The organism is Pseudomonas sp. LARHCG127 (genome assembly GCF_052871455.1).
Genome location: NZ_JBIXJT010000001.1, coordinates 543,451 through 568,540 on the forward strand (window position 1 = coordinate 543,451; position 25,090 = coordinate 568,540).

Sequence of the window (25,090 nt, forward strand, 5' to 3'; positions counted from 1 at the left end):
ACTTCTCCAAGTTGGCAATGGCTGTGCCAAGTACCAGGAACGGGTGGATGGGCCTTTGTTGACGGGGGTTCTAGCGATGAAACGGGACGGTTGGCACCCAGGTTTTGTCGCAAATCGCGACAACGCATGAGACGACGAGCGGATCCCGTTGTACGCCAACGTCATCGCTGGACAAGAAGTGTTTCAGCCGAGGACATCTATGCTTGTCTCAGAGTGCAACAGCTGTCGCGATATTAGACGCAGGCGGTCTTGTTCTGACGCGTTGCAAAGCCAAAATAACAATGTAACTAATTGATTAATAAGATAGTCGTTAAGCTGGCACGCTCCGTGTATTGCTCATCACAGACGTTTCTCTTGCCTCCGTCAGCGGGCTGTCGCCGACGGCAGAAACCATAAAAACGATAAGCCACAAAAATAAGAAAGCACCGTGCGAGGTTCGACGTTGATGAAGAGAAAACTCCGATCAGGCCTGAGCGTCAGTCTGCTGGCCGTGGCGGCCTGTGTGGCGCTGCATTCGCCTTACAGCCTGGCAGCTCGCGAGGCCCAGACCATCCTCAAGGAAACCTGTCAGGGCTGCCACACCCCCGAAGCCGATAACGCCCTGAGCCGTATCAGCCACCAGCGCAAGACGCCGGAAGGCTGGCTGATGAGCATTGCCCGGATGCAGGTCATGCACGGGTTGCAGATCAGCGATGACGATCGTCGAATCCTGGTCAAATACCTGGCCGACACCCAGGGCCTGGCGCCGAGCGAGACGGACGGTGTGCGTTATGCGCTGGAACGACGGCTCAATACCGTCGAGAAATTCGACGACCAGACCAGCCAGATGTGCGGCCGTTGCCACTCCGGTGCGCGGGTTGCGCTGCAGCGCCGACCAGCCCAGGAATGGGAGCGCCTGGTGAACTTCCACCTCGGCCAGTGGCCGTCCCTCGAGTACCAGGCCCTGTCCCGCGACCGCGACTGGTTCGATCTGGCCCGCAAAGAGATGGTGCCGCTGCTGGCCAAGCGTTATCCGCTGGACAACTCGGCCTGGAAAGCATGGCAGGGCAGCGCGCCGAAAGCCGAGGCGCTGGTCGGCGACTGGAGCTTCAGCGGGCACCTGCCGGGTAAAGGCGAACTGGCTGGCGTCATGAGCGTGACTGCCGACGGCAGCGACACGTTCAAGGTCAGCGTCAAAGGTCAGTACGCCGATGGCACCCTGTTCAACGGCGATGGCAGTGCGATTGTCTACACCGGCTACGAATGGCGCGGCAACGTGTCCATCGATGGCGTGACCATGCGCCAGGTATTCGCCGCCCAGGGCAACGCCATGCAGGGTCGGATGTTCGAGGCCGAGCACGACGAGCGAGGGCTGGACTTCGTCGCCGCCAAGCAGGGTTCCAATCGTTTGCTGGCGGTGCAGCCGGGTTATCTGAAGGCGGGCAGAGAAACCGAAGTCACCCTGGTCGGCAGCGGTCTCACTGGCAAACCTGACTTTGGCAAAGGCGTGGAAGTGGTCCAAGTGCTGGAGCAAACGCCCGAGCGCATAAGGGTCAAACTCAAGGCGGCTGCCAATGCGCAACCGGGCCTGCGCAACGTCACGGTCGGCACGCTGAAAGGCCCGACGCTGTCGGTCTACAGCAGGATCGCTGAAGTCAAAGTCGTGCCCGAATTCTCGGTGGCGCGGATCGGCGAGGGCGGTGGCTCGACGCCGAAAGTCCAGGGCCGTTTCGATGCTGAAGCCTGGGGTAAGGGCGCTGACGGCAAGCCCTATCGCATCGGCGTGTTCCCTGCGCAATGGTCGGTCGAGGCTTTTGATGACCGCGCCAAAGAGGATGAAGACGTCAAGTTTGCCGGCACCATGCAGGCCGATACCGGCGTGTTTACCCCAGGCGATGCCGGGCCGAACCCGCAACGCAAGATGTCCACCAACAATGCCGGCAATCTCAAGGTGATCGCCGCCGTCGACGACGCAGGGAGGTCCCTGACCGGCGAAGGCCACATGATCGTCACCGTGCAACGCTGGAACAATCCACCCATTCCATAAGTTGGCTGTTTTTTAGCGGTTCCAGACACTTTTCGGGATGACCGCAGACCTCGTGAATCGGGGCTTGCACAGGAGGTTTGCAATGGGCGCTATTTTGAATCTGGTCGAACGCAATTTGCACGAAGTGCATGTCGACGCCGACCGCATGCTGTTCCACATCCCTAGCAGCTCGCTGTTCGCCAGCGATGAGCTGACGGGCACCATCATCGACACCTTGCGCGGTCCCGGCTGTTCATCGGACGACCTGATCCAACGCTTGGCCGCACGCTTCAACGGAGAAGAAATCACCGAAACCCTGCGTGAGCTGATCTCCCTGGAACTGGTCAGCGACGGCTCACCACTGACCCCGGACATCGGTACCAAACGCGTCGAGCGCACCGCGATCAATACCGTGGTGCTCAACGTCAACACGGGCTGCAATCTGAGCTGTACCTACTGCTACAAAGAGGACCTCGACAAGCCCTCGGCCGGCAAGAAGATGGACGTTGAAACAGCGGTCGCTTCGGTAGAAATGCTGCTGCGCGAATCCCCGGATGAAGAGCGTTTCACGGTGGTGTTCTTCGGGGGAGAGCCGCTGAGCAATCGCAAGCTGATCGAGTACATGGTCGATTATTGTGAAAAGCGTTTTGCCGAAGCGGGCAAGTTCGTCGAATTCGTCATGACCACCAACGCCACGCTGCTCACCGAAGACACCGTGGACTACCTCAACGCCCACCGCTTCGGGCTCTCGGTCAGTATCGACGGGCCGAAAACCGTGCACGACCGCAACCGGATCACCGTGGGCGGGCAGGGCACGTATGACGTGGTGCGGCGCAAGGCCCAGATGCTGCTGTCGCGCTACAACAGCCGCCCGGTCGGCGCGCGGGTAACCCTGACCACTGGCGTCACCGACGTCGAAACGATCTGGGATCACTTGTTCAACGAACTGGGCTTCGCGGAGGTCGGTTTTGCTCCGGTGACGTCCGGCGATATCAGTAGCTTCAACCTGTCCAGCGACGAGCTGATCGAAGTGTTCGCCAACATGAAGAAGCTCGGTCGGCGTTATCTGGAAGCGGCGCTGGAACACCGCAACATCGGTTTTTCCAACCTGCACCAGTTGATCACCGATATCCATGAAGGCCACAAAAAGGCTTTGCCTTGCGGGGCGGGCCTGAAGATGCTGGCGGTGGATCACAAGGGCGAATTGAACCTGTGCCACCGCTTTACCGGTTCGAGCCTGCCGACGTTCGGCAACGTTCACAGCGGGGTGAAACAGGTCGAGTTGAACGATTTCCTGTCCCAGCGCCTGGACCGTACCAACACCGGTTGCGAAGACTGCCAGATCCGCAATCTCTGCTCTGGCGGCTGCTACCACGAGAGCTACGCCCGATACGGCGACCCGACCCATCCGACTTATCACTACTGCGAACTGATGCGTGACTGGGTCGACTTCGGCATCGAGGTCTACACCCGGATCATGGCTCACAACCCTGCGTTTATCAGCAGCTACATCACTCCGCGCAAGGCTCACTGATATGAAACATCTCAAGGCAATCAACAACAAAGCCCAGAAGCTCGATCAGGCCGCGGCCGAAAACCGTATCGAAGAAGTGGTGGCGATGAGCTCCGTCGCCGGCTGTGCCTCGACCACTGATCCAGGTTGGGAAATCGACGCGTTTGGCGGCGTGTCGTCGCTGTGCCAGCCAATGGAAGCCGACCTGTATGGCTGCTCCGACCCATGCTGGTGGCCGGCCCAGGTGCCGGACATGATGAGCACCTACCCGGACTGGAACAAGGATGCCCAGGCGTCCAACGACAACTGGCGCAACCTCGGTACTGTCTTTCCGAAAGACAAGTGACCGGACATGAAGAAGGAATCCAGCATGCAATGCATCAAAGCCTGCGGCTTGGCCGCGTTCGGTGTCCTGGGCGTTATATCGCTCAGTGTTTTGGCCGATGAAAACACCGCGCTCCAAAGCGGTCACGAATACATGGTGACCACCAATTATCCGAACAACCTGCACGTGATCGACCTGGCCACCGACAGCTTGTTCAAGACCTGCAAAATGCCCGACGCCTTCGGTCCTGGCACCGTGCAGCTGTCGCCGGATCGCAAGACCGCCTACGTGCTGAACAACCACTACGCGGATGTCTACGGCGTTGAGCTGGACAGCTGCAAGCAGGTCTTCCACGCCAGCATTACCCAGAAACCGGGTGAGAAAGCGAAGTCGATGTTCGCCTTTACCCTCAGCCATGACGGCAAGGAACTGTTCACCATCGCCAATCCGACGTTGATGCTCAACGATCGTTACGAGGTGCAGCAACCTCGGCTTGATGTGTACGCCACCGATGCCGGCATGGACGCCAAACCCATTCGTAGTTTCCCGGCGCCCCGGCAGCTGACCATCATGCAAAGCGGCGACGATGGCACGTTGTATGTGGCGGGAGCGGATGTCTACAAGGTCAACGTGAACACTGGCAAGTTCGACGTGCTGATTCCCAGTCGCCATTGGAAACGTGCCAATTACAGCGCACCGGATGTGCTCTACGTGTGGAACCAGCAGACCTACCGTCATGATTTTTCGCTGCTCTACACCGCAGCGAAATTCAAGGACAAGAAGCAGGACCCGGCGACCGCCGAGTACCTCTATGGGCTGTTCAGCATCGACCTGAAAACCGGCAAGACCGAAACCACCGACTTCGGCCCCCTGACGGAAATCTACTTCAGTGGCATGCGTTCGCCCAGAGACCCGAACCTGATGTTCGGCGTGCTCAACCGGCTGGCCAAGTACGACATCAAGCAGAAAAAACTGCTTCAGGCCGCTACGCTGGATCATTCCTACTACTGCATTTCGTTCAACAAGGCCGGCAGCAAGATTTATCTGGCGGGTACCTTCAACGACGTAGCGGTGCTCGATGCCGACAGTTTGAAGCAGATCGGCAACATCAAATTGCCCGGCGGTGACATGGCGATTACCACGGCGCAAATATTCACGCGTTAAAAACAAAGAGGACAAGTCATTCAACAAGGGCACCTGCGGGGTAAACCCCCCGGCCCACACCTGGATCGTACAGAGAGAATCGATATGAGTGTTCCCAGTTACACCAGTGGACCGCAAACCACACCCTTGCTGGCGATGACCATCGGCGCAGCGTTCGATCGAGCGGTGGAACGGTTCACCGATGGCGAAGCGTTGGTCGTACGGCATCAAGGGCTGCGCTATACCTGGGCACAGTTGGCCGCGGAGGTGGATCGTTGCGCCCGAGGGTTGCTCGCGCTGGGCCTCAAGGCCGGTGAACGGATAGGCATCTGGTCGCCGAACTGCGCGCAATGGTGCATCACCCAGTTCGCAACCGCCAAGGTGGGGGCGGTGCTGGTGAACATCAACCCGGCCTACCGTCTGACCGAGCTTGAGTACACGCTCAAGCAATCGGGGTGTCGCTGGCTGATTTGTGCCGACTCGTTCAAGACTTCCAACTACCACGCGATGCTTCACGATCTGCTGCCCGAACTCCACCGCTGCGCTATCGGCGTACTGGAAAGCGGCCGGTTGCCTGAATTGCGGGGCGTGATCAGCCTCGGCGACACGCCGGCTGACGGCATGTTGTCATGGGAGGGCCTGTTGGACCTGGCGGAACAAGTGCCTGCGGAACAACTACGGCAATGCGGTGAGCAACTGCAGTTCGACGACCCCGTCAACATCCAGTACACCTCGGGTACCACTGGATTTCCCAAAGGTGCCACCCTCAGTCACTACAATATCCTGAATAACGGTTTCATGGTCGGTGAAAGCCTGAAGCTCAGCGAGCACGACAGGTTAGTGATACCGGTGCCGCTGTATCACTGCTTCGGCATGGTCATGGGCAATCTGGGGTGTGTCACCCACGGAACGACAATGATCTACCCCAGCGCAGCCTTCGATCCGCTGGAGACCCTGCGGGCCGCCGCACAGGAGAAAGCGACCGGCATGTATGGCGTGCCGACGATGTTCATTGCCATGCTCGACCACCCGGAGCGCCAATTATTGGACTTGAGCCGTCTGCGAACGGGCATCATGGCCGGCTCCACCTGCCCGATCGAAGTCATGAAGCGAGTGATCGACGACCTGCACCTCAAGGAGATGCAGATCGCCTACGGCATGACCGAAACCAGCCCGGTCTCCACCCAGACCGGCCCGGACGACGATATCGAGCACCGGGTCACCCGTGTCGGCCGCACTCAGCCGCATCTGGAAAGCAAGATCGTCGATGAGCAAAACCGGATCGTTGCTCGCGGTCAGATCGGCGAACTGTGTACCCGAGGCTACAGCGTAATGCTCGGCTACTGGAACAACCCGCAAGCGACCGCGGAGGCCATCGACGACGCAGGCTGGATGCACACCGGTGACCTGGCAATCATGGATGAGGAGGGTTACCTGAGGATCATCGGGCGCAATAAGGACATGATTATTCGGGGCGGCGAGAATGTTTATCCGCGCGAAATCGAAGAGTTCTTCTTTACTCATCCTTCGGTAGCAGATGTGCAGGTCATCGGTGTGCCGGACAAAGCCTACGGAGAAGAGATTGTAGCTTGGGTCAGGTTGCATGAGGGGCACCAGGTCAGCGCCGACGAGTTGCGCGAGTATTGCAAAGGTCGGATCGCTCACTTCAAGACGCCGCGCCATTTCAAGTTCGTTAACGATTTTCCGATGACCGTCAGCGGCAAGGTGCAGAAATTCCGCATGCGTGAAATCAGCGTAGAGGAATTGGGATCACCGAAAAGCGACTTTTTATAGTCATTGGCAATTCGCCGCATGCAGCTTTAATCGCCAGGATCCGGTTGTGAGCGGCCATCGAGTCGGCTGCCAATGCGGACTTTGCCGCCCGATGGGCTATAGATCGAACAAAGTCGCATAGATTCGAGGCCACCCTCTTAGCCCTTGATGCACGTCAAAAACAAGTCCAGAATCAAGCCTTTCCTGCCCCGGCAAGAAAAGAAACCCCCTTAAATTTCAACGAGTCGGATGCCAGATACAAGTCTCGTTTCCCGCTCCAAGATTCAGAAAAAAGCCACTCAGATGAGTGGCTTTTTTTTGTGCCTGAATTTTATATGCAGAGGCGCGAGTTCGTTGGCCCCTCAAATGGTTCTGGCCGGTGGACGCACCTGATCAGGCTGAGTTTCCGATACAGAGCTAACACCTTCGGTAACGCGTGGGGGGCAACGCCCTGTGCGCTGTTCCGACGGCTACACACCTGAAGTGGTTTTGAAAACCCCACTGAGAATAAAGGCATAACGTTCCGGCCGAATGTAAAACGTCGTGCGGTCGCAACAGCGGCCATCGGCGAAATAGGATGTGCGCTCCATGACCAGTAGCGCCGCGCCGCGTTTGACGTGCAGCGCATTGGCCAGGCTTTTGTCAGCCTCCTGGGCGCGGATCGCCAAGTCAGCGCGGATAACCGCCAGGCTGGTGATTGATTCGAGGATGGAATAGATCGGCTGATGTTCGACTTCGCTCCAGGCCACGTCGGCCAACTCCGCCGGTAAGTGACTGCGTCCCAGGGCAATGGGTTCGTCATCGACGAAGTGCAGGCGCTCCAGCAGCAGACAGTCGTCTGCCACTTCAAACAAACCCCGCATGGCTTCCGGAACAGGCAACAGGGCATGGCTGAGCACCCGCATGCTCGGTTGCAGCCCTTGCAGCAACAACGCCTCATGAAAACTGCGCAACGCATCCAGGCCGTGGCGTACCTGTTTGGCGGCGACGAAGGTGCCTTTGCCTTGCTTGCGCTCCACCACACCGTCGTCGCTGAGCTTGCCCACCGCCAGGCGAACCGTGACGCGGCTCACGCCGAACCGTTCGCCCAACTGCGCCTCGGACGGTAGTTTGCCGCTGGGTTCGAAATCGCCGCGCTGAATTTCCTCCAGCAGTTGATGGGCAATCTGTTCGTAAAGCGAGGTGCTGCTGTCGCGAAGAATGGAGGTGGACACTGTCAGCTTCCATGGCCTTGAGTGGGGCAGGGCGCCTTCACTTCTAAGGTTATAAAAATAGGTTATTGGGACTACTTGTATTAATACGTATTATGTCAGCTATTGCCATTGTAAACGACCTGACGACACTTGCCATGCTCAAAACCCTTCCGCAGCTGCAAGCCGATGCCCTGACAGTTGCTGATATCAGCTTCCGTTACCCCAATGGGCATGCGGTGTTTTCCTCGTTCAGCCTGAACGCCAAGCCTGGTGAATTCGTCGCGATTCTCGGGCCATCCGGCTGCGGGAAAACCACGCTGTTGAACTTGCTGTCGGGTTTCATGCAGCCACAGGCTGGGCAGATCACCATCAACCAGACAGCGGTGCGGCCGGAGCGTTCGGAGTTGGGTTACGTGTTCCAGGCGCCGCAATTGTTTCCCTGGTTGAGCGCGTTGGAAAACGTCCGCTTCGGCCTGCGGATGAGCGCCCGCACCGACGCCTCGCAGCAGCGCGAACAGGCCTTGCAGTACCTGCGCCTGGTTGGTCTGGAGAGCGCGGCGCATCGGCTGCCGCACCAGCTTTCCGGTGGCATGCAACAGCGCGTCTCCCTGGCCCGGACCCTGGCCCTGGAACCCAGCGTGTTGCTGATGGACGAGCCGTTCGCCGCGCTCGATGCCATCAGCCGCAACAGCATGAACGAAGAGACCTTGCGCATCTGGGCCGAACTGGGCCAGACGGTGCTGTTCATTACCCACGACATCGACGAAGCGGTGTTCCTGGCCGATCGGGTCATTGTGCTCAACATCGCGCCGGGCGGTATTCACAGCGAGCTGGAGATCCAGCTGCCACGCCCGCGTACCAACCTGAAGACCCGCCGCCTGCCGGCGTTCCTCGATTACCGCAATGAGCTGATGACTCGCATCGCCCATGTGATGAACGCGGGAGACGCCACGGTTTACCCCACCCCTCGACTTGAGCTGACAGCATGATCAAACGTTCGCTGCTTGCCCTTACCTTGTCCGCCGCTACGTTGGCGGGCAGCGCATTTGCCGTGGCCGGCGAGGCGAAACCCTTGCGCGTGGGCTATGTTTTCGCCATGGCCAACGCCCCGGCGCTGATCGCCGACAAACAGGGTTACTACCGTGACGAGGGCTTGAATGTCGACCTCAAGGCGTTGGGCGATGGCCCGGTGATCCAGCAGGCATTGGCCGCCGGCGAACTGGACGTGGCCTATGTCGGCACCCCGCCGGTGTACCAGTGGTTTTCCCGCGGGCTGCAAAGCCGGATCCTGGCGAAGGTCAATTACGGCCAGGCCGCGGTGATTGTCGACGCCAAGAGCCCGATCACCCAGCTGGAAGCGCTCAAGGGGAAAAAGCTCGCCGGGGTCAAGAAGGGCAGTGGCATGGATGTGCTGCTGCGTGGTTATGTCCTGAAGGAAAAGGCCGGGCTCGATCCTGACAAGGACCTGGACATCATCGACATGCCGCCGGGCAACATGAACGCCGCCTTGGAACGCGGCATTGTCGATGCGGCATTTTCCTGGGAGCCCTTCGTCAGCCAATCGGTGCTGCGCGGTTCGAGCCGGATCCTGCTGGACGTCAACCAGGCGCTGCCCCAGTACCCGTGGTACGTGGTGATTGCCTTGCCAAAAACCTTGCAGGAGCGCCCGGACGATGTGGTGAAGCTGCTACGTGCCCACCGCAAGGCCATCGCCTTCCTCAATGAGCACCCCGTCGAATCGAACCGGCTCATCGCCGAGGCTTTCAAGCTGGAAGCGGTGCAGGGCATTGACGGCAAGATCATCACGCCGGAGGCCATCGTCGCTCAAGCGCGGACTCGGCTGGGCTGGTCGGCCGATTTGCGGGCCTCGGACATCCAATTCATCCAGCGTCTGATGGATTACTCCCACGACCTGGGTTTTATCGAGTCCACGCTCAAGGCCGAACAGATCGTGGATACCTCCTACCTGGAAAAATCCGCGCACTGAGTCCGTCATGTCCTTGCCAAAACCGAATTGGGGATGGGCGTCGTTGCCATTCCTGTTGTTGATATGGATCGCCTTGGCGAGCCGCTTTCCCACCTACATCCTGCCGCAGCCCTGGGACGTTGCCCGCGAGGCGCTGCGCTGGCTGGGGGATCGTTCGCTGTGGCAGCACCTGCAGGCCAGCGTGCTGGAAGAACTGGGTGGTTTTTGCGCCGCGGTGATCGTTGCGCTCGTGCTCGGCACGGCCGCAGGCCTGTCCTCGCGCTTTCGCGATTTCATCTCGCCGCTCAACAGCCTGTTCATGGCCATCCCGCCGATTGCCTGGGCGCCGCTGATCATGATCATTTTCGGCTTGGGCTATGTCTCCATCGTGCTGGTGATTTTCATTGCCGCAATGTTCCCCATGGCGGTGACGATCCAGGAGGGTGTGCAAAGCATCCGCGGCGGTGAAGTCCGTGCGGCGCGAACCTTGGGCGCCAACGCCTGGCAACTGTTGGCCCATGTCTATTTGCCGGCGTCGTTGCCGTTCGTGACCGCCGCCTTGCGCATCGGCTTCAGCCAGGGCTGGCGGGCGCTGGTCGCGGCGGAAATGATCGGCGCTTCCCAGGGCATCGGCTGGATGGTCGCCACCGGCGGGCAGATCGGCAACAGCAGCCAGGTGCTGCTGGGCATCGTCGTGATCGGCCTGATTGCCTGGCTCATGGAGAGCTTCGTGTTCCGGCGCATCGAGCGTCACTACCAGAAATGGCGCGTGCAATAAGCATCGCCCTACGTATTCGAACCCTTCAGTGGACCACTGCACGAGGTGTCATGTGAGTAACGTTTTCGATCCCCGCGAAGCCGGGCACTACATCGCCCCGCAAGGCCTGTACGAGCGCAACAAGAAACGTCCATTCCTGGGCAGCGTCCACTGCGACCGTGACACGCTGGTCGCCGGGCAGTGGGATGAAATCACCCTGGTGTACGAGGTCGGCGGCAGCGGCCTGGCCGATGGTGCGTGGCTTAAGCTGGCCTTCAAGTTCTATTCCGACTGGGCCTTGTTCCAGACCTCGAACCCGGCCGGTCCCAACTATGTCAGCGCCGAATACCAGGCCGGTGAGTTGGTTCCCGGCCAGAGCCAGGCCACGGTGCAGCACTTGAAAGTGCGCTTCGATCAGAAGGGCCACGAACGGCCGTTCCAGAAAGCAATCATCATCGACATCATCGACGGCTATTTGAACCCGGGCGACAAAGTCATCATCCGCCTCGGCGACCGCCGTCAGGGCGGGGCGGGGACGCGGGTGCAGAGTTTCGTCGAGAAGGATTTCCGTTTCCGCCTGTTCATTGACCCGTTGGGCAGCTCGAAATTTGCCGAGGTGCCGGGCGACCCCTTGCTGGACATCGTGCCGGGGCCGGCGCAGCGTATGCAATTGATCGTGCCGCGATTGGTCAGCGCCGGCGAGGCATTCGATGTGCTGTTGCGAGTGGACGATGCGTGGGGCAACACCTGCCGGAACCTGCCGCTCAACGGTGTCTTGACCCTGGTTGACCCGGAGGGCGGCGAGCGCCAACAGCCGTTCACATTGTCGTCCGAAGGGTGGGCGACGGCACGGCTCGAGGCGCTAGACCTCGGTGCCGTGGGCGAGTGGCGGTTGTCCGCGAAGGTGGATGCGCCGTTTGTCGACGGTGCCCAGGCCTTCGTCACTGTCGACCCGGCCGGCACGGCGTTGCGCCCGCTCTACGCCGACCTGCATGTGCACTCCGATGACACGGTGGGCACTAACGACACCCTGTACAACCTTAGCTACGGCCGCGATGTCGCCGGGCTCGATGTCCTCGGCTACACCGCCAATGACTTCAACATCACTGAGCAACGCTGGGACCAGGCGGTCAAGCTGATCCATGAACTCAATGAGCCGGGCCGATTCGTGTGTTATCCCGGCACCGAATGGTGCGGTAACTCCTGTGCCGGCGGCGACCGCAACGTCGTCTTCCTGCATGACCGCAAACCCGAATTTCCTTTCGACAATCAAGGCCGGCTGGTGCGTTCCTTCGAATGGAACGAGTTCACTGCCGGCACCATCAAGCCGGGCGCCTGGCCGGTGGACGAGTTGTACGCTGCCTATGCCAAGGATCCCGAAGGCCACCTGATGATGCCCCACGTCGGCGGACGCCGTTGCAACCTCGACTGGCATCACCCGGAGCTTGAACGGCTGATCGAGGTCGGTTCGGCCTGGGGCCAGTTCCATTGGGTCTATGCCGAAGCGCTGCAGCGAGGCTATCGGGTCGGCGCCGCGGCGAACAGCGATGAGCATCAGGGCCGCTGCGGTGGCGGCGTTCCGGCCACGGCGGTGTTCGGCTCCCGTGGCGGGCTGACCGGCGTGGTCGCCGAGGCGTTCGACCGCGCCAGCGTCGGCAAGGCCTTGCGCGCCCGCCGCACCTTCGCCACGACCGGCGAGCGTTCGTTTGCCAGCCTGCGTCAGGGCAAGCATTTCATGGGTGAAGTCTTCACTGCCGATTCGAATGCCTCCCTGGATTATCGACTGCTGGGGGAGGCGGGTTGGGAACAGGTCGATCTGTTCGATGGCGACCAATTGATCTGGTCGCGCAACCTGCACCAGGAACTGGGTTTCTGCGCGCATCGCATTCGTTTGCGTCTCGGAGGGGCACGGATCAAGGATCGTTATCGCGGCGCCTACTGGACCGGCGAGATCCGCATCACCGGCGCAGTCATCAACGGCTTTCGCGCCCTGGGCCTCGATCATCCCGAGCAGACCGTATGGCGCAAGGACGCAACAGTCCTGGCGTTTCGCACCGACACCAACGGCGACACCGACAGCATCGAAATCGACCTGTCGCAACTGGCCGGCGCCACGCTGCAGATCCATAGCCGTATCGACAACTACATCAAGGTTGGTGACCCGTCCGAACCGCAACCTTACGTACACGCGCCGATGGTGGTCATGGAACTCTCCGGCGAACAACTGCTGGCGCAATCGCAAGTGGTCGAAATTTTGCCCGGCGCGGAGTTGAAAATGTCCCTGGAACGGATGACCGCTGCGCCGTTGCCCCGTGAGTTGCAGGGCAACATTGAGCTGGCGCGGTTGGGGCTTGAAGCAGGGCGAGAACACCCGTTGTTCATCTGCGCCCGGCAGCGCGACCAGTCACGGGTCTGGACGTCCGCGCTGTTTCTTGAGGTGGAGTTGCCAGTACATGCGCAATTGGACCGGAGTACCCATTAGCTAGAGGTTAAAAAGTGGTTGATGTGCGCTGCGGATTGAAACCGCAGGTGTTGGCGGTAGCAGCATTTGTTGAATCTTGATTGGTTTCATTCATCGTTCCTATGCATCGGGCATTGCTCTTAGCGATGCAAATGGCAGCTATCGACCCAAGCGGCCGGTCAGCATTGGTTAAAACAAGATTCTTCAAAGGGCCTTTTTCGAATAGAACAAGATCTATTGCCGCCAGAGCGGCTGTGGCCGGAATTGATCCTGGAGGAAGCGCAAAAATTTGAGCGTTCTCGCGGGCAAGCCTTCGCGTTGATGTGTCAGCGCAACAATATTGGCCTCTGGCAGTTTCCAACCAGGCAGCAGTCGTACCAACGTTCCCTCCGCCAGAGCGTCGGCAACGTCCCATTCAGAACGCAGGATGATGCCGTTCCCTTCGCAAGCCCATTGCCGAATAACACTTCCATCGTTACAGCTCAACGCTGGGCGGATTCGCACATTGTGTGTTTTTCCCGCACGGGTGAAATGCCAGAGCGTGACGTCTTCGTTGTTTTCCCGCAATGCAATGCACGGCAGGGTAGCCAGCTGGTCGGGGTGTTCCGGCAGACCGTGCTGTTCAATGAAGTCGGGTGAGGCACATACGTAGCGACGGTTGGGTGCAATGGAATGGCCCACCAGGTTGGAGGTGCGCAGTTCCCCAATATGGATAACGACATCAAACCGGTCAGTCGCTTCGACCATAGGCTGTTCGGACAGACTCAATTGAATCTCTACGTCTGGATGCAGGCGCTGGAAAGCTGCCACTGCGGGGGCCACGTGCAGTCGTCCAAACCCGAACGGTGCATTGATTTTCAACGTGCCGACGAAGCCGCTGCGCCGCTCTTGCAAACCAGCCAACAGGGAATCGAACTGCTCGACCAGGTCAGCCCCACGCAGGCATAGGAACTCGCCCTCATCGGTAAAGCGCAGTTGCCGGGCTGACCGATCCAGCAATCGAATCGACAGTTTTTTCTCCATTTGCTGAAGTCGTTGGGTCACCGCCGAAGGCGTCAGGCCCAGCTTGCGTGACGCAGCCAACAAACTCTCGCTTTCCCGGATGACCAAGAGAAAACGGATATCAAACGTCTCGTTCATTAAGAATCACTGAATATTAGAATAAGTATTATTAAATTTTAATCTGAAACTGGAGGCTTAGAATAGCGCCATTCCAGGAGACCACACATGTCAGCATTCACTCATATCGAAACCCCCGCCTTATTGCTGGATCGCGATCGACTCGATGCCAACATCCAACGGATGCGCAATAAGCTGGCCGCATTCAACGTGATATTGCGGCCACATGTGAAGACCAACAAATCGTTGGAAGTCACCGAGCGATTGTTTGCAGGCGGGCGCGGCCCTATCACTGTTTCAACGTTGCGGGAGGCAGATTTCTTTTTCGAGGCCGGGTTTACCGACATCTTGTACGGCGTTGGCATTGCGCCTAACAAGTTCGCTCATGCCGCTGCATTGATCGACAAAGGCGTACAGCTCAAGGTGGTACTCGACAATCTGGACACCGCCAGGTTACTGGCCGAGTTCGCCAAAACGTCGGGTCATGTCTTTGATGTTCTGCTGGAAATCGATTGCGACGGTCACCGTTCCGGTCTCGACCCGCAATCACCGCTGTTGGTGGAAATTGCGCAGTTGTTGAGGGCCAAAGGCGTCAGGGTCAGCGGCCTGATGACCCACGCCGGCAAGTCCTACGACAGCCAGTCGATTGCGGAAATTGAAGCCAGCGCCCGGCAGGAGCGCGCGGCGATTATCGAGGCCAGCCAACTGCTGACGAGTGCAGGTTTCAACCTGTCGATCACCAGTGTCGGCTCGACACCCACGGCACTTTTTACTGAGAACTTATCAGGGGTGACAGAAGTACGTGCGGGTGTGTTCGCCTTCTTCGATCTGGTCATGGCGGGCTTGGGCGTTTGTCAGGTGCAAGATATTGCCGTCTCGGTTTTGACCACTGTCATTGGTCATCAAATAGAGAAAGGCTGGATCATTACGGATGCGGGATGGATGGCGCTTTCTCGTGATCGTGGTACCGCTAAACAAGCGGTCGATCAGGGTTATGGCATCGTGTGTGACGCCGCAGGCCTGCCCATTGGCGATCTGATCGTCAGCGCCACCAATCAGGAGCACGGAATCATTTCATCCCGGGCCGGGAAGCTTGAAGCCTCGAACTTGCTGCCCTTGGGCACGCTGCTGCGGATCCTGCCGAATCACGCCTGTGCCACCTCGGCGCAGCACGCGGGTTATCACGTTCTCAGCGAGGGGCGCGGTGTGGGTTATTGGCCACGCATCGCGGGTTGGTAATTAATTCGTTCAACAGAACACACAACTTTGAACGATCAAGGGGGGCAAATGAACTTGATCACAGCAGAGAAACTGCCCGTGCCCGGTGGGCATTATTCACACGGTGCCATGGCAGGAAAACTTCTATTTATTTCCGGCCAGTTGCCGTTTCCACCTGATGCACAAGAATTCCCCGATGGAATAGAAGCCCAGGCTATTCAGGCAATGGCAAATGTCGAAGCGGTGCTTCAGGCAGCGGGTGCTTCACTTAGTCACTTGGTCAGCGTGCAAATATACATCGTTGATGTTGCTGACTGGCCGACTGTGAACCTCGCGTATGCAACGCTAATGGGGCCGCACCGTCCCGCAAGGGTGATCATTCCGTGTGGTCCACTTCATCACGGGGCCTTGGTGGAAATATCCGCAGTGGCTGAAATTTGAATACTTTCAAGAAGGGCACTCGTCATGAATTCGATTGAAAACAATCTTCAGCAAACTCCTGTGAAGCTCGTGCTGTTCGATTTGCTCACCGCTCTGCTGGACTCATGGACGCTATGGAACTGCGTGGCAGGTTCCGATGAAATGGGGCGCACCTGGCGTATGGCTTATTTGAAGGCGACCTATGGCTGTGGTGCCTACCGACCTTATGAAACATTGGTCGAGGAGGCTGCGATCAGTGTGGGACTGGGCAAGGAAGCCGCGCAAAATCTGGAGGCGCGCTGGATGCAGTTGCAACCTTGGCCTGAGGCCAAACGCGTGCTCACCGAGTTGGCGCCGCACTACAAACTCGGGGTGGTCACCAACTGTTCGGAGCGGTTGGGGCATATCGCAGCGGATCTTCTAGGCGTGCCATTTGACGTCATTGTCACTTCTGAACAGGCCGGCTTCTACAAGCCCGATGCGCGACCCTACAGGCTCGCCCTGCAAATAGCGGGCGTCGAGCCCGCTCACGCCATATTCGTAGCGGGCTCAGCTTACGATCTGTTTGGCACGCAGAAAGTCGGCTTGCCAACTTTCTGGCACAACAGGATAGGGCTCGATGCGCCCGCAGGTGCGCCTGATCCATTAATCATGCGTCCGACACTCGATAGCCTGGTTGAGGATATTAAAAACCTGGGCAGGAAATAGGCGGGGTGCTGCTTATCGCCGCAACGAGCGTTTGCTCAAGTTTGAAAGACATAGTCATGCGGTACGACCGCCAAGTACCTCAGCCACCCAGTCGGCAATGTATTGACCGGCATTGATACTGTTATCGAAGCTCGAATGCTGCACGCCGCCCTCACGTTCGGTGAAGATCTTCAGTTCGCGTTTTGGGCTGTTGACCAACTGTTCGTAAGTGCGGTGGGCCCACTTCAAGGGAATCTGCGAATCCTTTTCGCCGTGGGTGACCAGGAAGGGGACCTTGATGCGGTCGAGGATGCCGTCCAGATGAACATTCTCGGCGATGGCCATGAACGCCTCCGTGTCCTTGGCGCCCCAGACCCATGACACATGCGACCAATAGTGCGGCACCGGGAAGCTGCCTTCCTTTTCCATTCGACGCTTTTGCACATCGCGCCAGTCATGGTTGGCACCCCACACGACACCGCACGCGAAGCGCGGCTCGAAGGCTACCGCGCGCGGACAGTAGTAGCCGCCAAGCGACACGCCTTCCAGGCCAATGCGTTTGGCGTCGACATCGTCGCGGGTTTCCAGCCAGTCCACCACGCGGCTGGCCCAATGTTCGCTGTCGAAGCGCGCGGTCAGGTTGTGCAGGCGAAGTGCTTCGCCGGTGCCGGGTTGGTCGATGATTAAAGAAGAAACGCCACGTTTGGCCAGCCAGGCGGGCAGGCCCACGCGGTATTTCATTTCTTTGGTGGAATCCAGTCCATTGACCTGCACCAGGATCGGCGCTGGGCCGCTGACGCCTTCGGCACGCACCAGCAGACCGGAAAGGTGTTTGCCTTCGTAAGGGATTTCAACGCGCTCGCAATTTTCCCGTGCCAGTTCGATACCGCGTTGGAACGTGTGCAGAAAGCGCTGGTACAGCTCCGTGCGGCCAGGTGCACCGTGGGCCTGCAGGCGTTCGCAGCTCAGGTAATAGGTCGCGGCGCGGTTGTATTTTTCACCAGCGGACAACAGCCGACCCTTGCCTTCGTCTTCTTCCGCCAGGCCGCACAGCTTGTCGGCCATATTCGCCCAGGTTTCACGGAAGGCCTTGCTGCCGGCGGCGTCCGGTTGCTTGGCGGCTTCTTGCAGCGGCGCGCACATTTCTTCGATTTCGCCGATGCGGGCGCCCATTTCAATGGCCAGGTCGACGGAAAGATTCCACACGTAGTTGGTCGGGAAGTAGCGAAACATGAGGGTTATTGTCCTTGTGCAAGCAAAGGCAGGCGGTCAGATCCGCAGCGGGGAGCGCCAGACCTGACGGTTCGAAGCAGGCTAAGGGGCGGCTGATTGTTTGGCCAATCGCGAGTCGGGATGGGAGGTATTGCGAATGGCGATGGAGCTTGGTGTGCCCCATCGGCAGAAGGCTTGAGGGCGCACAACAAGATCCTGATCCGCCTCAGGGCTGCGGGAGCGACTACTGCTCCAGCTCGTTGATGATCTGACTGATTTTCGCCCGCAGCCAACGGTGCATCGGATCTCCCTCCATGGTCCGATGCCAGAGCATGAACTCACGCATCACCGGGATTTTCACCGGTGGTTGCACGATGCGCAGCGGCAGGTAGTTGGCGTAGAGCCTGGCCATGCGCTGGAGCATGGTGGCGATGCGTTGGGTGCCGACGATCAACTGCGGCAGGGTGTTGAAGTCGTGGGTCACCACTTCCATGCGGCGCGTGAAACCATACTGGCTCATCAGCCATTCCTCGACGCTCAGTTGCCGGTTGCGGCCAAAAATCACCGAGACGTGGCCCATCTCGATGTACTGATCGAGGGTGATGCTGTCGCCTACCAACGTATTGCCGTCCCATACGACGCAAACATGCTCCTCTTCAAACAGGAGCTGGGAGGGGTGGCCTTCGATGAGGTAGTGCTCGGGCACGATCATCATGTCGGCCTCGCCGCGCATCAGCATCTCGGTGGACGTATCGCCGGGGCCGAGCAGTTCGAAGGTGATGTGCGGGGCTTCCAGGGAGATCTTCTGGATCACCCGGGCAAACAGGACGCTGATCAGATAGTCCGACGTGATCAGGCGAAAATGACGCTTGCTGGTGGCGGGGTCGAACACCGGTTTGGCGGTGATCGAGGACTGGATCGTCAGTAGCACCTGGCGCACCGGCGCCGCCAGTTCACGGGCATAGGGCGTGGGCTGCATCTTGCGCCCGACCTGTGCCAGCAGTTCATCTTCGAAGTAGAGGCGCAACCTGCCCAGTACGCCGCTGGTGGCGGATTGAGTCATGTGCAGACGTTCGGCGGCGCGGGTGATGTTCTGCTCTTCCAGTAACACATCCAGCGCCACCAGGAGATTGAGATCCAGGTGGTTAAAGCGCATGGCGGTCTCGATTCTTGTATTTATTTTGTAAATACCTTCCGGCCTTCCTATCGCGGCGTCAAGTCCCGTGAATGGGCGAATCGAACGATGCCTGTTCGATTTTCCATGTCTCTTGCGCTGCGCAGCCAGGTATCGCATTTGCCGATAGGTCGCATCCCGACAAGCGATTAGTCAGCGAGTTTTTGCCCCTTCAGTATCGGCCCACAGTCGGTTGGCCGTGACGCTTGATCGACTCCAAGTCCAGCCTCGGCAGCGCTTCGCCTGGCACGGTTCCCGTAAGTGGGGTGCTGGCCTGCGCTGAATAATTACAATGGAGCGGTAACTCAATGAACATCATTGGCCTTGATGCCTTGATTTTTGGCGTCGACGATATTCAAGCCTGTACCCATTGCCTGCGTGACTACGGCCTGCTCCCTGTCGATGGCGACAGCGAGGGCGGTCGTTTTGAAGCCCTCGACGGCACCGCGGTGATTATCCGTCGGGCAGACGATGCCAGTCTGCCGGCGGCCATCGGGCCTGCGCCCTCGATTCGTGAAACCGTCTATGGCGTGGCCAGCGTGGCTGACCTCGAGGCCATCGCTGATGAGTTGGGGCGCGACCGCCCGGTGACCCGCGGTGCCGATGGCTCCGTGCACAGCGTGGACGACATGGGCTTTGCCATTGGTTTCCAGATCAGCGTGCGGCGTGCGTACAGCGCACCCGCCGACCTGACCAATGCACCGGGCCATGCGCCTCAACGCCCGGTCAATCAGCCTGGCATCAGTCCCGACATGCAGGCCTTGCCGCGGACTCTGTCCCACGTGGTGTATTTCGTGCCGGATGCAGCCAAGGCCGAAGCTTTCTACAAGCGCCTGGGCTTCATGACCACTGACACCTTTGTCGGTGCGGGCCCGTTCATGCGGCCGGCTGGTTCCGATGACCATCATTGCCTGTTCATGATCCAGACGCCGCCACACATGAAGGGTTGCGAGCACTTCACCTTTCACATGGGCAGCGGCACGGAAGTACTGCTGGCCGGACGTCGCTTCGAACAGCAAGGCTGGACCAGCTTCTGGGGGCCGGGCCGCCACCTCTTCGGTTCCAACTGGTTCTGGTACTTCAACAGCCCGTTGGGTTGCCACATCGAATACGACGCCGACATGGACAAGCACGATGACGCCTGGCAAGCGCGCCAAGCGCCGTTGTCGGCGGACAACTCGCAGTTGTTCCTGTTCACCTCCCGGGAGAAATGGTTTCCGAGCGGCCCGCCGCCCAAGCAGGCCTGAATGCGGATTTCGTCCATGAGCCACGACGCAATTGTGCTCTGTCGACTGGATGAATTGGTCGAAGGGCAGGCCCGCGGGTTCGATCCCCTGGGTACGGGCAAGGACAGCGTGTTTGCCCTGCGCCATGACGGCGAGGTACGCGTCTATCGCAACAGTTGTCCGCACCTGGAGGTGCGGCTGGAGTACCGCAAGGATCGTTTCCTCAGTGTCGATGGCCGCCAGATCGTCTGTTACGCCCATGGCGCCCGGTTCCTTCCCAGCACGGGGCTGTGCGTCTACGGGCCGTGCCTGGGGGAAAGCCTGAGTGCGCTGGGATGGCGAGCCGAGGCCGATTGGCTGGTGCTCGAAGCGGGTCAGTTGGAGGCGTGTGGACCTTAATTAAGGTATCGCGGTAGCTGATACATCGTATCCCTACATGCGATTAGTCAAACGCCTGCTTTGCCGAGAAAGTGGACACAAAGCGGTACCGAATGCGTGCAGACACAGCGGGTTCTTAAGCCTGGTATCGCCCCGGCAGAGCGCTCGCGTGAATAACAAGAATAAGAGTGAGACGAGCATGAACGCAGTGAAAAAGGTGCTTATCGTCGGTGGTGGTATCGGTGGTCTATGTGCGGCAATCGCTTTGCGTCGCAAAGGCATTATCGTCGATCTTGTCGAGCTCAAGACGCAGTGGACAGTCTACGGCGTTGGCATCATCCAGCAGAGCAACGTCGTGCGCGAGATGGCCAAGTTGGGTGTGTTGGACGGCTACCTGGATGCTGCCTACGCGTTCGAGGATGTGACCATCAATACCACCGCTGGTGAACAGCTGGCGCGGATTCCTGGTCAGCGCTTGGCCGGCCCCGACTACCCAGCCAACGTCGGCATCTCGCGCCTGGCCCTGCATCAAGTCCTCAGCGAAACCGTTGCTGCCCTTGGCGTCTCGGTCCGTCTGGGCTTGAGTGTCGAGTCGCTGGAGCAGGTAGGCGAGGGCGTTGATGTGCTGTTCACCGATGCCAGTCGCGGTCGCTACGACCTGATCATCGGCGCCGATGGCCTGTATTCCCACCTGCGCGGTCTGCTGTTCGGCGAGCAGTACCTGCCGCGCTTCACCGGCCAAGCGGTGTGGCGCTACACCTTTCCACGCGCCGCCGGGATCGATCATCTGGCTACCTTCCAGGGGCCCGCCGGCAATGCCGGACTGGTGCCGCTGGGGCAGGATCAGATGTACCTGTTCATGACCTCCCATGAGCCCGCCAATCCAAGGATAGAGCCTGCCACGCTGGCGTCCCGAATGCGCAGGCGCCTGAGTGGTTTCACCGGGCTGATCGGCGAGCTGCGCGAGCAAATTATCGACAGTGACCGAGTCGTCTATAAGCCGCTGGAGGTGGTGTTCGTCAGCGAGCCCTGGTACCGCGGCCGGGTCGTGCTGATTGGCGACGCGGTGCACGCTACGACGCCGCACTTGGGCCAGGGCGCCGGCATGGCCATAGAAGATGCCGTCGTGCTTGGCGAAGAGTTGGTCGCCGGCGGCAGCCTTGAACAGCAGCTCCAACGCTTTATGGCGCGCCGTTATGAGCGCTGCAAATTCATCAGCGACAGCTCGGTATTGGCCGGTGACAAGGAAATGGTCCACGACAGCAGCTTCGACCGGATCGGCCTGGTCAGGCGGATGCTCGACGTTACGGCAGCGCCCATCTGAGGCACCGGCAAAACCAAATTCGCTTTCCCATGGATGTTTCATGCCTGTGCAGGCTTGGCCCGGCTCGACTGCGGGCGCCGTTTCACCAGAAGAACTGACATACAACAACAATAAAGAGGGTTACTTCGATGGCTACTCGCAAGATCGCTGCGTCGCGGCGCGTCCCCTTCACCCTGACCCTTGCGGCCAGCCTGGGGCTTGGTGCGTCGGCGGCCCAGGCCTTCCAGATCGACACCGGCAATCCCGATCTCAGCTTGCGCTGGGACAACACGCTGAAGTACAGCGCGGCCTGGCGCCTGAAGGAGCCCAGCAGCAAGCTCAGCGAGGGGCAGACGGCGCTGAACCAGAATGACGGCGATCACAACTTCGGCAAGGGGTTGATCTCCAATCGCCTGGATATTCTTTCCGAGCTGGACATCGGTTTTCACAACTTCGGTGCGCGTCTGAGCGGTGCCGCCTGGTACGACACTGTCTACCAGGACCGCAACGACAACAACGACGCGGCCAGTGCCAATCAGCGTTCGGTGGGCTTCGACGAGTTCACCAGCGACACCCGTCAACTGCATGGAGGTGACGGTGAACTGCTGGATGCCTTTGTCTACTGGAACGGTGAGCTGGCCGACCGTACCTTGTCGGTTCGCGCAGGGCGCCACGGCCTGATTTGGGGCGAGAGCCTGTTCTTTGGCGGCAACGGCATTGCCGGGGCCATGGCGCCGGTGGACGTGGTCAAGGCGCAATCGGTGCCCAACACGCAGTTCAAGGAAATCACCCGACCGGTCAACCAGCTCTCGACTGCCTACCAACTGACCGACGATGTGTCATTGGGTGCCTTCTACCAGCTGGAGTGGGAGGCCACCCGCTTGCCGGGCGCCGGTAGCTATTTCTCCACCAGCGATACCATCGGCGACGGCAATGAGCGGCTGATCACCGGCGGGCCGTTCCCGGATTTCCTGGGCGGCAATGCCAACAGCCCGGCCGCTTTTTTCCATGGCAAGGACAAGAAAGCCAGGAGTTCCGGCCAGGGCGGCCTGCAGCTCAAGTACAACACCGGGACGACGGATTACGGCCTGTATGCGCTGCAGTATCACGAGAAGACGCCCTCGTTGTATTTGAAACCGAATGCCACCGGGCCGAACTTCAGTACCGGGCAAGTCGGTGAATATTCCTGGGTCTACCCGGAAGACATCCGTGTTTTGGGCGCCAGCTTCGCGACCTCCGTGGACGAGTACAGCTTTGCCGGCGAGGCATCGATGCGCTGGAACATGCCGCTGGTGTCCAACGCCCAGACCGTCCTGCCGGGCGTCGACGCGGACAACAACGATGACGCCCTCTACGCGGTTGGCCGCACGGCCCACGTCAACCTCAACGTCCTGGCTTCGCTGGGCCCTTCCTTCGTCGCCAATGAAGCCAGCCTGGTGGGTGAGATCGCCTGGAACCGCCTGCTGGCCGTGACCAGGAATCGCGCCGCCCTGGACCCTAACGCCACCGATGACGGCCTGGGCTTGAAGCTGGTGTACACGCCCACCTATCGCCAGTTTTTCCCTGGCGTCGATATCAGCGTGCCGGTGGGCATCAGCTACTTCCCCATGGGCAAGTCGGCGGTGATCAGCGGGTTCGGCCCCGACAGAGGAGGGGACATGAACATCGGCGTCTCCGCCACCTACCTGGACCAAGTGACCGTGGGGCTGACCTACACCCACTTCTACGGTCCCGAGGACACCAGCCTCAACGCCGCCAACCAGTTCAATTACAAGCAGTCGCTGAAGGACCGGGACTACCTGGCTTTCTCCGTCAAGACCACGTTCTAAGAGGATTTGCGCATGACCATTCAGTTCACTCTAAAGGCCTTGTGCTTAACCCTGCTGGCCGCCGCCGCTCCGATGGCACTGGCCGCCAGTGCCGAACAAGCGGCCGAGCTGGGCAAGACCCTGACGCCCTTCGGTGCCGAGAAAGCCGGCAATGCCGACGGCAGTATTCCGGCTTGGGATGGCGGCTACACCAAGGTCGATCCTGCCTATGTCCCGGGCGGCAAGCGCAGCGATCCGTTTGCCGCGGACAAACCCTTGTACAGCATTACTGCGCAGAACCTGACCAAGTACGCCGACAAGCTCAGCGACGGCACCAAGGAGCTGTTCAAGCGCTTTCCGGAGACCTATCGCATCGATGTCTACCCGACCCGGCGCACGGCGGCCGCGCCGCAATGGGTCTATGACAACACGTTCAAGAATGCGACCCGCGCCAAACTGATCAACAGCAGCGCCGGCCTGATCCCCGACGGTGCCTATGGCGGGATCCCGTTTCCGATTCCACAGAACGGCACCGAAGCCATCTGGAACCACGTGTTGAACTGGCGCGGCACCTCGGTGGCGGGGCATTTCCGCCACTATCTGATGACGGCCGACGGCAACCAGGTGATGACGAGCGACGGCCTGTTGACCCAGGAAATGCCCTACTACTTCCAGGAGGGCGGCCCTGAAAACTACTCGGGCGACTACTGGCAGGTGCACTTTGTCAATCTCGGCCCGGCGATTCGTGCCGGCGAGCAGATCCTCGGGCGTGAAAACATCAACGGCGACAGATCCCAGGCCCATGTCTACCTGAGCGGCCAGCGCCGGGTGCGCACGTTGCCCAACGCTTGCTGTGATACGCCGACGCCGTCTACCGCCGGGGTCATGTCCTTCGATGAGTTGAGCGTGTGGGGCGGGCGTACGGACCGGTTCGACTGGAAATTGGTAGGCAAGCAGGAGATCTACGTCCCCTACAACACCAACAAGGTGCAGAACGCTGCCCAACCGCAGGACCTGCTGGGCAAGCACCATCTGAACCCCGATTACGTGCGCTGGGAGTTGCACCGCGTCTGGGTGGTCGAGTCCACGGTGGCCGCCGGCAAGCGCCACCAGTTGCCCAAGGGCCGCTACTACCTCGACGAGGACACCTGGCAAGCCCTGCTCGGCGACCGTTGGGATGCCAGTGGCCAACTGGCCAAGACTCTCTGGTCGCTGCCTTCCGTATTGCCCGACCTGCCAGGCCTGGTGCAACTGTCTTCAGGTTTCTACGACCTGACCTCCGGTGCGTGGTTTATCCAGAACCTCTATGCCGGGTTGCCGGACCAGTATCGCGCGGTCGATCGCTACAAGGCCTCGGAGTTCTCGCCAGCGGCGATGGCAGGGCGCGGCGTGCGTTGAGTCTGAGCTGA

21 protein-coding genes are annotated in these 25,090 nt (G+C 59.7%); 17 read left to right on the top strand and 4 right to left on the bottom strand.

Translation table 11 applies throughout. From position 1 onward, the window contains the following. Nucleotides 1-445 precede the first annotated feature (445 nt). From peaA to ACIPQ1_RS02525, 5 genes are all read left to right on the top strand, one after another. Entirely contained in the window at nt 446-2,026 is a 1,581-nt protein-coding gene (peaA, locus tag ACIPQ1_RS02505) for a quinohemoprotein amine dehydrogenase subunit alpha (RefSeq protein ID WP_068934530.1), read from the top strand. An 82-nt stretch (nt 2,027-2,108) separates the two neighbouring features. Further along, nucleotides 2,109-3,539 carry a quinohemoprotein amine dehydrogenase maturation protein gene (peaB, locus tag ACIPQ1_RS02510; RefSeq protein ID WP_068934532.1) on the top strand — a complete coding sequence of 477 codons (1,431 nt, stop codon included), beginning with the start codon at nt 2,109-2,111 and terminating at the stop codon, nt 3,537-3,539. Nucleotide 3,540: 1 nt separating this feature from the next. Next, on the top strand, nt 3,541-3,864 hold the full coding sequence (gene qhpC, locus ACIPQ1_RS02515) for a quinohemoprotein amine dehydrogenase subunit gamma (RefSeq protein WP_033061173.1): 324 nt from the start codon (nt 3,541-3,543) through the stop codon (nt 3,862-3,864). Between the two features lie 24 nt (nt 3,865-3,888). Then, entirely contained in the window at nt 3,889-5,007 is a 1,119-nt protein-coding gene (peaD, locus tag ACIPQ1_RS02520; protein WP_446533512.1) for a quinohemoprotein amine dehydrogenase subunit beta, read from the top strand. Nucleotides 5,008-5,091: 84 nt separating this feature from the next. Beyond that, nucleotides 5,092-6,780 (top strand): AMP-binding protein, encoded by a 1,689-nt coding sequence (locus ACIPQ1_RS02525; protein ID WP_068934536.1) that lies wholly within the window; start codon nt 5,092-5,094, stop codon nt 6,778-6,780. A 449-nt stretch (nt 6,781-7,229) separates the two neighbouring features. Here the strand turns inward: ACIPQ1_RS02525 and ACIPQ1_RS02530 are convergent, their stop codons facing one another. Next, nucleotides 7,230-7,973, bottom strand: a complete 744-nt coding sequence (locus ACIPQ1_RS02530; protein WP_446533513.1) for a GntR family transcriptional regulator — start codon at nt 7,971-7,973, stop codon at nt 7,230-7,232. A 134-nt stretch (nt 7,974-8,107) separates the two neighbouring features. Here ACIPQ1_RS02530 and ACIPQ1_RS02535 point away from each other — a divergent pair, with 134 nt between their 5' ends. The 4 genes from ACIPQ1_RS02535 to ACIPQ1_RS02550 are packed head-to-tail and all read left to right on the top strand — an operon-like array spanning nt 8,108 to nt 13,157. Continuing rightward, nucleotides 8,108-8,941 carry an ABC transporter ATP-binding protein gene (locus tag ACIPQ1_RS02535; protein ID WP_446533514.1) on the top strand — a complete coding sequence of 278 codons (834 nt, stop codon included), beginning with the start codon at nt 8,108-8,110 and terminating at the stop codon, nt 8,939-8,941. Further along, nucleotides 8,938-9,939, top strand: coding sequence for an ABC transporter substrate-binding protein (locus ACIPQ1_RS02540; RefSeq protein ID WP_250961487.1), 1,002 nt, complete (start codon nt 8,938-8,940; stop codon nt 9,937-9,939). Before ACIPQ1_RS02535 ends, ACIPQ1_RS02540 begins: the two co-directional genes overlap by 4 nt. A gap of 7 nt (nt 9,940-9,946) precedes the next feature. Continuing rightward, nucleotides 9,947-10,696: an ABC transporter permease gene (locus tag ACIPQ1_RS02545; protein WP_446533515.1), complete on the top strand. Its 750-nt coding sequence runs from the start codon at nt 9,947-9,949 to the stop codon at nt 10,694-10,696. A 52-nt stretch (nt 10,697-10,748) separates the two neighbouring features. After that, nucleotides 10,749-13,157 carry a hypothetical protein gene (locus tag ACIPQ1_RS02550; RefSeq protein WP_446533516.1) on the top strand — a complete coding sequence of 803 codons (2,409 nt, stop codon included), beginning with the start codon at nt 10,749-10,751 and terminating at the stop codon, nt 13,155-13,157. 213 nt (nt 13,158-13,370) lie between these two features. Here ACIPQ1_RS02550 and ACIPQ1_RS02555 read toward each other — a convergent pair whose 3' ends face one another. Continuing rightward, nucleotides 13,371-14,276, bottom strand: a complete 906-nt coding sequence (locus tag ACIPQ1_RS02555; RefSeq protein WP_411387238.1) for a LysR family transcriptional regulator — start codon at nt 14,274-14,276, stop codon at nt 13,371-13,373. Between the two features lie 87 nt (nt 14,277-14,363). On the opposite strand from ACIPQ1_RS02555, the gene ACIPQ1_RS02560 reads away from it, so the two are divergent. The 3 genes from ACIPQ1_RS02560 to ACIPQ1_RS02570 are packed head-to-tail and all read left to right on the top strand — an operon-like array spanning nt 14,364 to nt 16,601. Continuing rightward, nucleotides 14,364-15,494 (top strand): alanine racemase, encoded by a 1,131-nt coding sequence (locus tag ACIPQ1_RS02560; RefSeq protein ID WP_446533517.1) that lies wholly within the window; start codon nt 14,364-14,366, stop codon nt 15,492-15,494. A 48-nt stretch (nt 15,495-15,542) separates the two neighbouring features. Then, nucleotides 15,543-15,914 carry a RidA family protein gene (locus ACIPQ1_RS02565; protein WP_250961482.1) on the top strand — a complete coding sequence of 124 codons (372 nt, stop codon included), beginning with the start codon at nt 15,543-15,545 and terminating at the stop codon, nt 15,912-15,914. A 24-nt stretch (nt 15,915-15,938) separates the two neighbouring features. Next, the gene (locus ACIPQ1_RS02570; protein WP_446533518.1) at nt 15,939-16,601 is read left to right on the top strand and encodes an HAD family hydrolase; all 663 of its coding nucleotides are present in this window, start codon (nt 15,939-15,941) and stop codon (nt 16,599-16,601) included. 54 nt (nt 16,602-16,655) lie between these two features. On the opposite strand, the gene ACIPQ1_RS02575 is transcribed toward ACIPQ1_RS02570, so the two are convergent. Both ACIPQ1_RS02575 and ACIPQ1_RS02580 read right to left on the bottom strand, forming a co-directional pair. After that, nucleotides 16,656-17,813, bottom strand: a complete 1,158-nt coding sequence (locus tag ACIPQ1_RS02575; RefSeq protein WP_446533519.1) for an alpha/beta hydrolase family protein — start codon at nt 17,811-17,813, stop codon at nt 16,656-16,658. A gap of 223 nt (nt 17,814-18,036) precedes the next feature. Beyond that, nucleotides 18,037-18,948: a LysR family transcriptional regulator gene (locus ACIPQ1_RS02580; RefSeq protein ID WP_186706207.1), complete on the bottom strand. Its 912-nt coding sequence runs from the start codon at nt 18,946-18,948 to the stop codon at nt 18,037-18,039. 326 nt (nt 18,949-19,274) lie between these two features. Between ACIPQ1_RS02580 and ACIPQ1_RS02585 the strand changes: the two genes are divergently transcribed. From ACIPQ1_RS02585 to ACIPQ1_RS02605, 5 genes are all read left to right on the top strand, one after another. Beyond that, nucleotides 19,275-20,213 (top strand): VOC family protein, encoded by a 939-nt coding sequence (locus ACIPQ1_RS02585; protein WP_446533520.1) that lies wholly within the window; start codon nt 19,275-19,277, stop codon nt 20,211-20,213. 15 nt (nt 20,214-20,228) lie between these two features. Beyond that, nucleotides 20,229-20,591 (top strand): Rieske (2Fe-2S) protein, encoded by a 363-nt coding sequence (locus ACIPQ1_RS02590; RefSeq protein WP_446533521.1) that lies wholly within the window; start codon nt 20,229-20,231, stop codon nt 20,589-20,591. Between the two features lie 178 nt (nt 20,592-20,769). Beyond that, entirely contained in the window at nt 20,770-21,894 is a 1,125-nt protein-coding gene (locus ACIPQ1_RS02595) for an FAD-dependent oxidoreductase (protein WP_446533522.1), read from the top strand. A 128-nt stretch (nt 21,895-22,022) separates the two neighbouring features. Next, nucleotides 22,023-23,702, top strand: coding sequence for a DUF1302 domain-containing protein (locus ACIPQ1_RS02600; protein WP_434702455.1), 1,680 nt, complete (start codon nt 22,023-22,025; stop codon nt 23,700-23,702). Between the two features lie 12 nt (nt 23,703-23,714). Beyond that, nucleotides 23,715-25,079, top strand: coding sequence for a DUF1329 domain-containing protein (locus ACIPQ1_RS02605; protein ID WP_446533523.1), 1,365 nt, complete (start codon nt 23,715-23,717; stop codon nt 25,077-25,079). Nucleotides 25,080-25,090: the final 11 nt, after the last annotated feature.

What these genes read in the sequence shown, in the direction of transcription:
- peaA (WP_068934530.1), top strand. Translation starts at nt 446, where the DNA reads ATGAAGAGAAAACTCCGATCAGGCCTGAGCGTCAGTCTGCTGGCCGTG.
- peaB (WP_068934532.1), top strand. Translation starts at nt 2,109, where the DNA reads ATGGGCGCTATTTTGAATCTGGTCGAACGCAATTTGCACGAAGTGCAT.
- qhpC (WP_033061173.1), top strand. Translation starts at nt 3,541, where the DNA reads ATGAAACATCTCAAGGCAATCAACAACAAAGCCCAGAAGCTCGATCAG.
- peaD (WP_446533512.1), top strand. Translation starts at nt 3,889, where the DNA reads ATGCAATGCATCAAAGCCTGCGGCTTGGCCGCGTTCGGTGTCCTGGGC.
- ACIPQ1_RS02525 (WP_068934536.1), top strand. Translation starts at nt 5,092, where the DNA reads ATGAGTGTTCCCAGTTACACCAGTGGACCGCAAACCACACCCTTGCTG.
- ACIPQ1_RS02535 (WP_446533514.1), top strand. Translation starts at nt 8,108, where the DNA reads ATGCTCAAAACCCTTCCGCAGCTGCAAGCCGATGCCCTGACAGTTGCT.
- ACIPQ1_RS02540 (WP_250961487.1), top strand. Translation starts at nt 8,938, where the DNA reads ATGATCAAACGTTCGCTGCTTGCCCTTACCTTGTCCGCCGCTACGTTG.
- ACIPQ1_RS02545 (WP_446533515.1), top strand. Translation starts at nt 9,947, where the DNA reads ATGTCCTTGCCAAAACCGAATTGGGGATGGGCGTCGTTGCCATTCCTG.
- ACIPQ1_RS02555 (WP_411387238.1), bottom strand. Translation starts at nt 14,276, where the DNA reads ATGAACGAGACGTTTGATATCCGTTTTCTCTTGGTCATCCGGGAAAGC.
- ACIPQ1_RS02560 (WP_446533517.1), top strand. Translation starts at nt 14,364, where the DNA reads ATGTCAGCATTCACTCATATCGAAACCCCCGCCTTATTGCTGGATCGC.
- ACIPQ1_RS02565 (WP_250961482.1), top strand. Translation starts at nt 15,543, where the DNA reads ATGAACTTGATCACAGCAGAGAAACTGCCCGTGCCCGGTGGGCATTAT.
- ACIPQ1_RS02570 (WP_446533518.1), top strand. Translation starts at nt 15,939, where the DNA reads ATGAATTCGATTGAAAACAATCTTCAGCAAACTCCTGTGAAGCTCGTG.
- ACIPQ1_RS02575 (WP_446533519.1), bottom strand. Translation starts at nt 17,813, where the DNA reads ATGTTTCGCTACTTCCCGACCAACTACGTGTGGAATCTTTCCGTCGAC.
- ACIPQ1_RS02580 (WP_186706207.1), bottom strand. Translation starts at nt 18,948, where the DNA reads ATGCGCTTTAACCACCTGGATCTCAATCTCCTGGTGGCGCTGGATGTG.
- ACIPQ1_RS02585 (WP_446533520.1), top strand. Translation starts at nt 19,275, where the DNA reads ATGAACATCATTGGCCTTGATGCCTTGATTTTTGGCGTCGACGATATT.
- ACIPQ1_RS02590 (WP_446533521.1), top strand. Translation starts at nt 20,229, where the DNA reads ATGAGCCACGACGCAATTGTGCTCTGTCGACTGGATGAATTGGTCGAA.
- ACIPQ1_RS02595 (WP_446533522.1), top strand. Translation starts at nt 20,770, where the DNA reads ATGAACGCAGTGAAAAAGGTGCTTATCGTCGGTGGTGGTATCGGTGGT.
- ACIPQ1_RS02600 (WP_434702455.1), top strand. Translation starts at nt 22,023, where the DNA reads ATGGCTACTCGCAAGATCGCTGCGTCGCGGCGCGTCCCCTTCACCCTG.
- ACIPQ1_RS02605 (WP_446533523.1), top strand. Translation starts at nt 23,715, where the DNA reads ATGACCATTCAGTTCACTCTAAAGGCCTTGTGCTTAACCCTGCTGGCC.